General features: G+C 41.5%; 7 protein-coding genes. 4 read left to right on the top strand and 3 right to left on the bottom strand.

From position 1 onward, the window contains the following. The coding region (locus HMPREF1048_RS11025) for an LPXTG cell wall anchor domain-containing protein (protein ID WP_000542106.1) at positions 1–532 on the top strand (532 nt) is incomplete at its 5' end. Between the two features lie 199 nt (positions 533–731). On the opposite strand, the gene gatB is transcribed toward HMPREF1048_RS11025, so the two are convergent. Genes gatB through gatC form a run of 3 tightly spaced genes read right to left on the bottom strand, consistent with a single transcriptional unit; the run spans position 732 to position 3,942 of the window. Further along, a complete protein-coding gene (gene gatB / locus HMPREF1048_RS11020) occupies positions 732–2,174 on the bottom strand; it encodes an Asp-tRNA(Asn)/Glu-tRNA(Gln) amidotransferase subunit GatB (protein ID WP_001008656.1) in 1,443 nt (480 codons plus the stop codon). Beyond that, a complete protein-coding gene (gene gatA, locus HMPREF1048_RS11015) occupies positions 2,174–3,640 on the bottom strand; it encodes an Asp-tRNA(Asn)/Glu-tRNA(Gln) amidotransferase subunit GatA (RefSeq protein ID WP_000143694.1) in 1,467 nt (488 codons plus the stop codon). Before gatA ends, gatB begins: the two co-directional genes overlap by 1 nt. After that, complete coding sequence (gene gatC, locus HMPREF1048_RS11010; RefSeq protein WP_000705419.1) at positions 3,640–3,942, bottom strand: Asp-tRNA(Asn)/Glu-tRNA(Gln) amidotransferase subunit GatC; 303 nt, start codon at positions 3,940–3,942, stop codon at positions 3,640–3,642. The genes gatA and gatC overlap by 1 nt, the downstream gene beginning before the upstream one ends. A 212-nt stretch (positions 3,943–4,154) precedes the next feature. Here gatC and HMPREF1048_RS11005 point away from each other — a divergent pair, with 212 nt between their 5' ends. The 3 genes from HMPREF1048_RS11005 to HMPREF1048_RS10995 all read left to right on the top strand — a co-directional run. Continuing rightward, positions 4,155–5,699: a peptide chain release factor 3 gene (locus HMPREF1048_RS11005; RefSeq protein ID WP_001025436.1), complete on the top strand. Its 1,545-nt coding sequence runs from the start codon at positions 4,155–4,157 to the stop codon at positions 5,697–5,699. A 327-nt stretch (positions 5,700–6,026) separates the two neighbouring features. Beyond that, complete coding sequence (locus HMPREF1048_RS13350) at positions 6,027–6,167, top strand: hypothetical protein (RefSeq protein WP_157768881.1); 141 nt, start codon at positions 6,027–6,029, stop codon at positions 6,165–6,167. A 538-nt stretch (positions 6,168–6,705) separates the two neighbouring features. After that, positions 6,706–12,669, top strand: a 5,964-nt coding sequence (locus HMPREF1048_RS10995; protein ID WP_004269663.1) for an accessory Sec-dependent serine-rich glycoprotein adhesin, incomplete at its 3' end; no start/stop codon positions are given.

The following is a 12,669-nucleotide window of genomic DNA, read 5'->3' as shown; positions in this document are numbered from 1 at the left end:
TATTCCAGAGTACATCTTCAAAGAAACTAAGAAAGATAAAGATGGAAATACAATCCATGTATATACTAAGAAATCTTCTTCAACACCATATTCACCAACACCTTCAACTCCAAGTAATGAAGAAAGTAAATCAACAGTTTGGAAAGATACTGAAGGTAATGTTCTAAAACCTCAAGAAGATGGTACAAAAGATAAGGGAACATTTACTGGCTATGAATATGTCAAGACTATTTTAGTTGGAAATGTAACAACTCATATCTTTAAGAAAGTGATTACTCCAATTCATGATGAAACCCCTTCTCATTCAGATGTTCCTGGACAATCAGATATCCCAGCTCATTCAGATGTAACAGCAACATCAGATAAATCAACTCAAATAACGAATTCAAATGAATCAACATTTGTAGATGGTAAACGGGAACTTCCGAATACAGGTACTCAATCATCAACTTCATCTCTCCTTCTTGGAGCTCTAGCAGCAATAACTGGCTTAGGTTTAGTTTCAAGACGTCGTAAAGATGATAAGGAGTAAGAAATGGTATAAAGCGTAATAAGTCGCTTATCTATCATTCTGAGGTTTATGATAATCAAGAAAAGCCTTTCCTCTATTTTTAGGGGAAGGGCTTTTTGAAGTAGGATATGTAAGTAAGGTAAACCCCAATAACGAGGTATATTGAAAAATCTCCAGACTAGAGAACTCACTGATAGTTCCTAATCTGGAGATTATTTTTTTAATCTTCTTTCAACTTCGCCAATTCTTGGGCAAGGAGTTTAAGGGCGACTTGTGGGTTGGCTTGGCCTTTGGTTGCTTTCATAAGGAAGCCTGTAAAGGCCTTATCTGCGTTACGTTTACCTGACTTGAAGTCGGCAACAGCCGCTTCGTTATCATCAAAGACTTGGTGGATGATTGGAATCAGAATATCTGGATCTGAGATTTGGACCATACCTGCTTTTTCAACATATTCACGCGCTCCACCGCCATTTTTAGCCAGGTGGACAAAGACTTTCTTGGCAATCTTAGAAGAGATAGTACCGTCTTCGATGATGGCGATCATTTCAACCAAGTTTTCTGGTGTCAATTCGATTTGTTCCAGTGTCTTACCTTCAGCGTTCAAGAATTGAGCGACTTCGCCTTGGAGCCAGTTAGAAACTTGTTTGGCATCGCCACCGAGGGCAACAGCTTTTTCAAAGAAGTCAGAAGTGACTTTGTTTGCAGTCAACTGACTAGCATCGTAGTCTGACAAGCCAAGGTCAGATACATAACGCGCACGGCGTTCTTTTGGAAACTCTGGCAACTCTGTCCGCATTTCCTCAATCCACTCGTCTGAGATTTCAAAGAGTGGTAGGTCTGGTTCTGGGAAGTAGCGGTAGTCTGCAGCCCCTTCCTTGACACGCATGAGGATGGTTGCCTTATTTGCCTCATCATAACGACGAGTTTCTTGGCGGATTTGACCACCTGAGCGAAGGATTTCAGCCTGGCGTTGGACTTCGTATTCAAGACCTTTGCGAACGTTTGAGAAGGAGTTGAGGTTCTTCAACTCAGTCTTGGTACCGAATTTTTCTTGACCATACGGACGAAGGGAGATGTTGGCATCCACACGCATAGAACCTTCTTCCATCTTAACGTCAGAAATACCAGCGTACTGGATAACTTCCTTGAGGGCTGTTAGGTAAGCGTAGGCTTCTTCAGGAGAACGCATGTCAGCTTCAGATACAATCTCAATCAAAGGAACCCCTTGGCGGTTAAGGTCAACATAAGAGTAGCCATCTGTACCGTGGGTGTTTTTACCAGCGTCTTCTTCTAGGTGGGCACGTTCGATACCGATTTTCTTAGTCGTACCATCTTCTAGTTCCACTTCAATCCAGCCGTTATAACCGATTGGCTCATCAAACTGAGAAATTTGGTAGGCTTTGGGATTATCAGGATAGAAGTAGTTCTTGCGGTCAAAGTGCATCTTTTTGTGGATGTCCATGTTGAGGGCAAGAGCAGCCTTGATACCGGCATCAACAACACCTTTATTGAGAACTGGTAGAACTCCTGGGAAAGACCAGTCAATCACGTTGGTGTTGGCATTTTGGTCATTTCCAAAGTGGGCAGAAGTAGGTGAGAAGATTTTTGAATTGGTGTTGAGCTCTACGTGGACTTCAAGTCCAATGACTGTTTCAAAGTTCATTAGTTGTCACCTCCAAAAATCACGGGTTGTTGTTTGTGGTAGTCTGTTGTTGCTTCAAAAACAGCAGCAGCTTGGTAAATGGTTTCCTCAGAATACTTAGGACCAATCAATTGGAGACCAACAGGCAGACCTTGAGAGAATCCAGCAGGAATCGAAATTCCTGGGAGACCTGCCAAGTTGACTGGTATGGTCAAAAGGTCAGCCAAGTACATGGCAACTGGGTCGTGGTTGAGAGAATCCAAGTCATAGGCAACACTTGGTGCAGTTGGGCCCAAAATCAAGTCGTAATCCGCGAAGACTTTTTCGAAATCTTGGATGATGAGGGTACGAACCTGACCAGCTTTCTTGTAGTAGGCATCGTAGTAACCTGATGAAAGGCTGAAAGTACCTAGCATGATACGACGTTTCACTTCTTCACCAAAACCTTGGCTACGGCTATTTACGTAGATTTCATCAAGGTTGCTTGCATCTTCTGCGCGGTAGCCGTAACGGATACCATCAAAACGTTGCAAGTTTGATGAAGCCTCAGATGAAGCGATGATGTAGTAAACGGCAACACCGTATTTTGAGTGAGGAAGGCTGACTTCTTCAACGATAGCACCCAGTTTTTCAAAGTGTTTGGCTGCATTCAGAATAGTTTCCTTAACCTCTGGGTCAATCCCTTCACCGAGATATTCTTTAGGCAAAGCAATTTTCATGCCCTTGATGTCTTGGCCGATTTTTGAAGTAAAGTCGGCAATGCGGACAGGGGCAGAAGTAGAATCTTTGACATCTTCGCTGGCAATAGCGTTGAGCAAGAGGGCGTTTTCCTTAACAGTAGGAGCAAAAGGTCCAATCTGGTCTAATGAGCTACCGAAGGCAATGAGACCGAAACGAGAAACCGTTCCGTAGGTTGGTTTGAGACCAACGATCCCGTTGAAGGCAGCAGGTTGGCGGATAGAGCCACCAGTATCAGAACCAAGTGACAAGCGAACTTGTCCTGAAGCTACAGCTGCGGCCGAACCACTTGATGATCCACCAGGAACCTTGCTGTGGTCCCAAGCATTTTTAGTGGCACCATAGTGTGAAGTCTCACCTGATCCACCCATAGCAAATTCGTCCATGTTGGTTTTCCCAACAACGATCATGCCCTTGGCTTTTGCATTGGCAACAGCTGTTGCATCAAAGATAGGCTCATAGTTGTAGAGCATTTTTGAGGCAGCAGTTGTGAGGATGCCGTCTGTAGAGATGTTATCCTTAACAGCAAGTGGAATTCCTGAAAGGACATTGTCAGCATCGATTCCAGCTTCATCAATGGCTTTAGCTTGAGTAAGAGCCTGGTCTTCAGCTATGGTGACGAAAGCGTTGATAGCTGTCTCGCGAGACTTGATATCTTCAAGTGTTGCTTGGGTTAATTCTGTTGCAGAAATTTCCTTAGAAACAAGGAGATGGTGCAAGTCTTCAATGGTTTTATTGTTGAAAGTCATTAGGCATCTCCTCCATCGTCTAGGATAGCTGGTACCTTGATATAGTAGTTGTCTTTTTCAGGTACGTTTTTAAACAAGCGATCACGGTCTGTTCCTTCTTCGGCCACATCAGGGCGGAGTACGGTCTTGCGGTCAGCCATAGTTGTAGTAGGTGCGACACCGGTTGTGTCAACTTCGCCCAGCAATTCAACCATGTCTACAATCTTAGACAAAGTAGTCGCAAAGGCAGCAGTTTCTTCTTCAGAGAATCTTAATTTTGAAAGATTGGCAACGTGTGTTACCTCTTCTTGCGTAATTTTCATCTTGCATCCTTTCGTGAAATGATGATTTTTAGTCTGTTCTATTTTACCATATTTTCCTATAAATAAGGGAGGGGGAAGTGAAAAGAAATAGAGATTGAAAAAAATGCTAAAATTCGATATAATGGAGTGTTGAAAGGAATGGTAAAATCCAATGTAAAAATCATTCTTAGATATCGAAACAAGAAAAATAGAGAATCAAAGAAAGAGAACTTATGAATATTCAAGAAGAAATTAAGAAACGTCGTACTTTTGCCATCATCTCCCACCCTGACGCGGGAAAAACTACTATTACTGAGCAGTTGCTCTACTTTGGGGGTGAGATTCGTGAAGCTGGTACCGTAAAAGGGAAGAAAACAGGGACTTTTGCCAAGTCTGACTGGATGGATATCGAGAAGCAACGTGGGATTTCGGTTACTTCATCTGTTATGCAATTTGACTACGATGGTAAGCGCGTCAATATCCTCGACACACCAGGGCACGAGGACTTCTCAGAAGATACCTATCGTACCTTGATGGCGGTGGATGCTGCGGTCATGGTCGTGGATTCTGCCAAGGGTATCGAGGCCCAAACTAAGAAATTGTTTGAAGTTGTTAAACATCGTGGTATTCCAGTCTTTACCTTTATGAACAAGCTGGACCGTGACGGTCGTGAGCCTTTGGATCTCTTGCAAGAATTAGAAGAAGTCTTGGGTATTGCCAGCTATCCGATGAACTGGCCAATCGGTATGGGGAAAGCTTTTGAAGGCTTGTATGACCTTTATAATCAACGCTTGGAACTCTATAAAGGGGATGAGCGTTTTGCTAGTCTTGAAGATGGGGACAAGCTTTTTGGTAGCAATCCTTTCTACGAGCAAGTCAAGGATGATATTGAACTTTTAAATGAAGCTGGGAATGAGTTTTCAGAGGAAGCTATCCTTGCTGGAGAATTGACACCTGTCTTCTTCGGTTCAGCCCTTACTAACTTTGGTGTGCAGACCTTCCTTGAAACCTTCCTCAAGTTTGCTCCAGAACCTCATGGTCACAAGAAAACAGACGGAGAAATTGTGGATCCTCATGACAAGGATTTCTCAGGATTTGTCTTTAAAATCCAAGCCAACATGGATCCTCGTCACCGTGACCGTATCGCCTTTGTTCGTATCGTATCAGGCGAATTTGAGCGTGGCATGAGTGTCAACCTACCTCGTACTGGTAAAGGGGCTAAACTTTCGAATGTGACTCAGTTTATGGCGGAAAGTCGTGAAAATGTGACTAATGCTGTAGCAGGAGATATCATCGGGGTTTACGATACCGGTACTTATCAAGTTGGAGATACCTTGACAGTTGGGAAAAATAAATTTGAATTTGAACCACTGCCAACCTTTACACCTGAAATTTTCATGAAAGTATCTGCTAAGAATGTCATGAAGCAAAAATCTTTCCACAAGGGAATCGAGCAATTGGTGCAAGAAGGTGCTATTCAGCTTTATAAAAATTACCAAACAGGCGAGTACATGCTGGGAGCTGTTGGTCAACTCCAGTTTGAAGTCTTTAAACACCGTATGGAAGGCGAATACAATGCGGAAGTGGTTATGAGCCCAATGGGTAAAAAGACCGTTCGTTGGATCAAGCCTGAGGACTTGGATGAACGGATGTCATCAAGCCGAAATATCTTGGCTAAAGACCGTTTTGACCAACCAGTCTTCCTCTTTGAAAATGACTTTGCGCTCCGCTGGTTTGCGGATAAGTATCCAGACGTAGAGTTGGAAGAGAAGATGTAAATCGTTACAAATGACTAGCAACATAAAGTTGCTGTCATTTGACGGTAACCGCTATGGCGGCTTACCTAAACGCTTCACTAGGAAAAATCCACGAATGGTATCGATTCGTGGATTTTTCCGTCGTAAGGGGTAGTGAGTGGTCTAGCTAACGGCCTCACTAACTACGTTTAGCACATATGATCGATTTGCTAAACTCCGTGTCGTAGTTCAGAAAATTTATTTGATTGTGTAACATTCTAAGTAGCTAACGCCAAGTTTCTATGGACTTTTTCGTCGTAATGGTAAGGAAGCGAACTAGCTAACTGCTTTACTAACTACGTTTTGTAAATGGAATCGATTTGCCAAACTCCGTGTCGTGGTGTAACAATCGGTTTACCTAAACGCTTCACTAGGCAAATTCCACGAATGGTATCGATTCGTAAAACTCAGCGTCGTAATCTAACAATCGCTAACCTTTATGTTGGTTGATCTAAATATTCTGATAAGAGAAGTCCAGGAATGCTATATTCATGGGCTTTTTCCTTGTGGTATTGTGGGCTTTTTTGTAAGAGTTAGTAGGTCGAGCTATTTGCATTACTAAAGTGCAACCTTTTTGGTTCTCAGCTTGCTCAAGAAATATCGTAGTTAAACTATATACTTTATACTTTGAAATTTACTATCTCTTAATTCTAATGAAAACAGCGAAGAGTTCCTTGAATAACATACAATATATATGGCTATGCGAAGGAAAATGATGCTCTTTTTAATTTTGGATAAGTATGACGTATTCATCGGTAAAAATAATGGATTTTTCTTTTTTATAGACCAGTCAATAAGGGATTCAGTTATCTAGTATATTAATTTTGTTTATCAATGAAGAATTCATACAAAACAAATCAGAAAATGCTTTTTTTTTTTTAGCAAGAATACTAAAAAATAAGTTGACTTAACATAGTGATTTGTGTATAATAGGAAACGATTGCATTAAGATAACTACTATAGTACTTTTTTTGGAGGAAAAAAATAAATGTTTTTCAGACGTCAAAAGGGTCAATATCGCGAAACTGATCGTGTGACTCGATACAAACTGGTAAAATCCGGTAAGCATTGGTTGAGAGCCTCAACCTCTCTTTTTGGCTTATTCAAGGTTTTACGTGGTGGTGTGGATACTACTCAGGTTATGACCGAAGTAGTAGAAAACCAAACTAATCAAACGATTACAGGTCTTGATATTATAAGAGGTATTGCAGCAACAGGTGCCGTATTAGGCGGGACTGTTGCTACTCAGACAAAAGTTTTTGCAAACGAAGCGGTAGCCCTTGAAAAAACGTTAGATAGTTCAGATGCTTTAGCAACGCATGATACAGTTGTCCTTGGTACAACTGCAAAAGTGGATGCGGAGAATTCGGCAAGTCTGTCTCATTCAGTAAGCGAGAGTGTATCTAGCTCAGAATCAATATCCACTAGTCTATCAGCTAGCGTTAGTTCTTCTGCTAGTATGTCAACAAGTGCCTCAGAAAGCGCATCAACTTCAGCTAGCGTCTCAGCAAGTACCTCTGTAAGTTCTAGTCAGTCGATGGTGGCTTCAGACAATAGTGTACATTCTACTACTGCTTCTGAGACTTCTGGAAAAGCAGAGTCTGTGTCAAAAGAAAGTCAGTTGGCTAAAGAAGGGTTATCTGCCTCTAAGCTAGGTGCTCCTGTATTGGAATCAGCTAAATTGGAAAAAGGTTTGGTTGATACGAATGCAGAAATAAGTAGTTTGGCAGGAGTGACTGCTGGTGCCATAGCAACATCGGAAGTTTCAGCTAAACAACAGGATGAAAATCGTAAGAAGTTAACCAAACTTTCAGCTGAAATGGGTGAGTACCTGGCAAAAGCGGTTGGTCTACCTAATAGTGATGCAGCTATAGCAAAAGTGAATGCTGCGGTGACTGCTATCGAGACAGCTCTTGCTAATCCTAAGGCAGATTTGACCGAAACTGTAAAACTAGCGACCTCTGCTCGTAACTCGATTGCTAATGCTGTGTTGAGAGTCAATTCAGGTGCGCGTGATGCACGAAATGGTCAAGGTATGGGCAGTGGGGTACATCCTAGAGCTTTGCCTACTTCGTTAATCACGAACACGTTTGCTAGCAATAGAACATCGGCTTCGCTTGAATCAGGTCAGTACAATAAGAATACTCATGAAGTAATCTGGCGTATCAATATGCACTCAGATAATGCCCTGAATTATGCTGGTTTACTTGCCAATGTGGATCCAAATACGACTATTACCCGTGTTACTTTTAATGGTCAACCGATGGAGAAGCGTGGTGGTTCTGGCAATGAGTACGTGTTTAGCAAACGTCATGATTTAAATAGAAATTTAGAGGCAACGATTGAAGTTCATGCCACTGTAAATGAAAAATCAAGCAATGCCAGATTGGATGCCCGAGTTGCTACAAGTAGTCAACCATTTACAAGTACGAATGTTTCTGGTAATTACACGAATTTGATGACCTCTTATGTCCATACAGGTAGAGCAGGGAATCAAAATGATGCTGTGAGAAATCAGGGACGTGCAACAGATAATCCTCCTACTGTTGAATTGCCAAAATTACTTGAAGTTTTCAATGATGATTCTGTAAATATCAATATGGTGTTTAGAGATGATAAGGCTTTGAGATTGTTCTATACGGGAAATAATCCTGTTATTACAGGTTTACAAGGTAAAAATTTCCCTGGACAAATCAACTTTGCGACTCTTAAACGAGATCCTAAAACAGGACTCAATACAGCCTATGTTTATGAACATAAGCAGTGGACAACCGAGATTTATGGTACGATTGGTCGGGAAAATGGCTGGAAACCAATGACTCCTGGGGATTACAATATTTCGTATGGCGCTGATGATACTGCCGGACAAAAAACAATGACTACGATGACTGTTCGTATTCACGGATTTAATGAGCGTCAATCGCCTATAAGTGGTGCGACTGTCGCAGTTAATAATACGACAAATCTAAGTAAGGCAGAAAAAGATCAAGTATTGGCTAACTTTAAAGCAGCCAATGCAAGCGTTCTTTCAAGTACAGATTACAAAAAAGGATCTGAAGAAGGAACAATCAGTGTAGCTAATAATGGAGATGTTACCATTACTTATCGTGATAAAACCACGGATACAGTCACAAACAATGTTAAGTATGGTGTAGAGAAAACAACGGAGCACTTCTATGCAGTTAGCGACGAGCCTTTATCTAATATAAATCTAAGAAGTCTTGTGCGCCCAGTTGGTGGGGCATCTGACTTCCCTAGTGGGACAACATTTGCATGGAAACAAGGTCAAGCTCCTACAATGGAAGTTAGCAACACTCCTCGCTCTGCAACCTTAACGGTAACTCACCCAGATAAAACTACTACGGATTTAACCTATAATTACACAGTTTATCAAAAGATTGAGACCAAAACTAACAATGGAGTTCCAGGTAAGTTCTATGCCTTTAAAGCAGTACCGGGGACAGAAAGAACTGTTGGAAATAGCTATGCTAATAATATAGGCGGATATTCAAAATTCTATATTAATAACGAGTCTCTTCCTTCAGGGACTACATTTGCTTATGAATATCAGCTGAATGATAATCGCTCAACACCTGTACGTAAACAAGATGGCTCTCCAGCCTTTAGTAGCGTATGGCATACAACTGCTGATTTGGCTACAACTCACAGCACCACCTATAAAGCAATAGCAACTTATCCTAAAGGACGCCTTGGTGATGTAACAACTTCAAATCCTGCTCTCACAAGTACAGTGAGCTTTAATTATACAGTAGTTGATCCGGTAGCCAAGCAAGAGTATGTTACAACGGTTGGAAATACAGCACCACTAAATGATATCATTGCTAACCCGGATAAGGCGATTAAGAACTCTGATGATAGAGTTGCAATACCTAATGGTCCGACTGTGGCAACTAGAACCGATTACAGCTGGAGAGATTCGGCACCAAATGCTAGCACAGTAAGCACTCCAGGGATCTATAAGAAAGAAGTCACAGTTACTTTACCACAAGGTTCAACGGATAAACCAAGAAATAGTACAAATGTTCCTGTAACTATCAAAGTTAGACCAAACCCACCACAAATCTCAACAGATCAGGTAACGAATACAGGTGGACTTCCAAATAAAGGAATTACCGTAACGAATGCATTGCCAAATGCGCAGGTCACCTTGACAATCGGCGGTAAGACTCTTACTAAACAAGCAGATGGTAATGGAAATGTAACCTTCCCTTCTACCGATGTTGCAGATAGCAATGGTCTTCTCCCAATAGGAAACGTAACTGTTAAACAAAGCAAGGCATTTGATAATCCAGTAACAGGTCAAAATGAAACGTTGAACTCAGATGTAAGTACTGTTAACATTAGTAAGGAAAATATACCGCCAACAGTTGATCTTACTGTTAAGGTTAATGGAGAGACCCCTGAGATAGATAGTTCGGGCCGCTATATTTTTTATGCTGGAGATACGATTCAAATTACTTATACCGGTAGGGATAATAGTGGTAAGCTTACCACGTTGAAAATGCGTAATGCAAAGGATGATTTGAATGACTTCTTTGAAGGGAAATTCACTGAGTGGGGGCGTGGTCCAGTCGAGAATATCACGACACTGACAAGTACTAATCAAACCACAAAGACGGTTAATGCGGTTGCAAATAGCGATATGACTTGGAAATCTGGTAATATCTTCTCTCGTGTTATTACAGCGGTTGACCCAAATGGAAATACGGGAGAAAGCCCATGGTTTGGTGTTGTACAAGGACGCTTGGCGGATAAGATTAAATTGACAAAACCGCCTGTCATTGCCGTTGCTGATAAGTTAAATTTGACTCCTGCTGAGAAGGAAAAAATTAAATCAGAAGTCGAGAAATCGAATCCGTCTGATACATCTCGCATTCGTACTTATGACGTCCGACCAAATGGTGATGTGACTATTACATTTAAAGATGGAACTTCAAAGACAATCACTCCTAATTTGGACTATGGTGTTGAAGCTGCAAGTAGTGTATTCTACACTTATGTTGGGGAAGGTGACACCATTCGTCCAAAAGATGTCATTAAAGCTGTTAATGGCGGCACTATTCCAAGTGATGCTGATGTAACATGGGAACAAGCACCAGATGTGACAAACTCAGGAAACAACAAACAAGCCGTAGTAAAAGTGACTTATAGGGATGGAACAGTTAAGCGAGTCCCAGTAACCTATAGTACAATGTCTACTTATGATGCTAAGGCACCAATTTATGATTGGGCTGGAGAAGCACCACGCTATGGACGAGAGCGCGCACCATATTTAAAACAAAGTGGTAATGACAATATACCGCCTGGAACTGATGGGGCTTGGTATGATGCGAACGGAAAAGTGGTTGGAAATACTTCGCCAATTCCTGAGAAAAACGTTGCAGGAACGCACGAGTATCGCCTGAAAGTTACCTATCCAAAGGGACGATTTGATAATAGCACGACTAAACTTAGCAAGGACGTAACGGTCAGACAAATCGTTGTAGACCCTGTTAAAAAAGCTGATTTGACCTATGTTCAGGGAGAAACAAATGTTGCTTCGGCTGAGAATGTTCTAAAAAATAATACTAAACAAACTTTGGCAAACGGGACGCCAAATGAAGCATTCCCGGCAGGAACAAAATTTGAGTGGGTAGGTGGTGCGCCATCTACTGCTACACCAGGAATTGTTGAGAAAAAAGTTAAAGTGACACTTCCGCTAGATGCAAATGGTACTCGAATTTTCAAAGAAGTTCCTGTAAATGTTACAGTGAAACCACAAGCGCCGCAAATTTCAGATGATCAATTGACTGAAAAAGGTGGTTTACCAAATCGTAGTATCGAGGTAACTAATGTTACACCAGGTGCGACAGTAACCTTGACAATCGGTGATAAAACATTTACTAAGGTAGCTGGACCTAACGAAACAAGACTAAGCTTCACGCCAACAAATCTTGAAAAAGCTTACAATGCTAATAACGGTTTACTTCCAACGGGTAGAGTAACGGTTAAACAAGCGCTTCCAAATCCGACGACGAGCCAAACTAATCCATTAGAGTCAGACACTACGGTTAAAGAACAAGGAATCACTAAGGAAACAGAAGCACCAGAACCAACCTTTGATCTCTATATCCAGAATGATAAGACAAAACAGTGGGAAAAACAATCCATCCAGGATACTGTTCGCCCAGGTGCAAGAGGATATGAAATCTTCGCAGGTGATAAAATTAAAATCGTCATAAGCGGCAAGGATAACAGTGGTAAGATTAAAACTCTGAAATTGCATGATGGAACTTCAGATATAGATAGAATCTTCCAAAAAGACTATTCATCAGACGATTCTGCACCTGGCTTCAAGGATACTCCAACGGAAGCCTCAACAACAAATCCTGCTATTCGAGAGTATACAGCAACTTATGATGAAAACAAGCAATATGCAGATGGTAACAGATGGAACCGTGGGGTTAAAGCTGTCGATTTATCTGATAATGAAGCTCGTACTCTGACAGTAGTAGCACAAGGAAAATTAAGTAAAAAATTCCCAGGTAAAGTGCCAGCGACAGTTCAAGTAACTAATGCGACAACTCCATCAGCAGATGATAAAGAAAAGATTCTTGCAGCGGTGAAGGGTTCAAATCCGGAAAAAGCAAATCGTATTAGTAAATATGAATTTAAAAACGGTGGAGCTGTATCAAAGGGTAAAGTTACAGTCGTCATTACCTATAAAGATGGTACATCGAATGAAGTAGAGGTACCAGTATCGGATTCTGATTATAAGTCAGAACAAGCCTCTCAATCAGCGTCAACAAGTGCGGTAGCCTCTACATCAGCAAGCACAAGTGCTGTAGCATCTACCTCAGCATCAACAAGTGCGGTAGCGTCTACGTCAGCATCAACAAGTGCCGTAGCATCTACCTCAGCAAGCACAAGCGCCGTAGCCTCTACATCAGCA

This window comes from Streptococcus mitis SK575 (genome assembly GCF_000257865.1).
GTDB classification, from domain to species: Bacteria; Bacillota; Bacilli; order Lactobacillales; family Streptococcaceae; genus Streptococcus; species Streptococcus mitis_CQ.
Note: the sequence above shows the minus strand (reverse complement) of the source record. Positions and strands in the feature narration are given on the sequence as shown.

What these genes read in the sequence shown, in the direction of transcription:
- gatC (WP_000705419.1), bottom strand. Translation starts at nt 3,942, where the DNA reads ATGAAAATTACGCAAGAAGAGGTAACACACGTTGCCAATCTTTCAAAA.
- HMPREF1048_RS13350 (WP_157768881.1), top strand. Translation starts at nt 6,027, where the DNA reads ATGGAATCGATTTGCCAAACTCCGTGTCGTGGTGTAACAATCGGTTTA.
- gatA (WP_000143694.1), bottom strand. Translation starts at nt 3,640, where the DNA reads ATGACTTTCAACAATAAAACCATTGAAGACTTGCACCATCTCCTTGTT.
- HMPREF1048_RS11005 (WP_001025436.1), top strand. Translation starts at nt 4,155, where the DNA reads ATGAATATTCAAGAAGAAATTAAGAAACGTCGTACTTTTGCCATCATC.
- gatB (WP_001008656.1), bottom strand. Translation starts at nt 2,174, where the DNA reads ATGAACTTTGAAACAGTCATTGGACTTGAAGTCCACGTAGAGCTCAAC.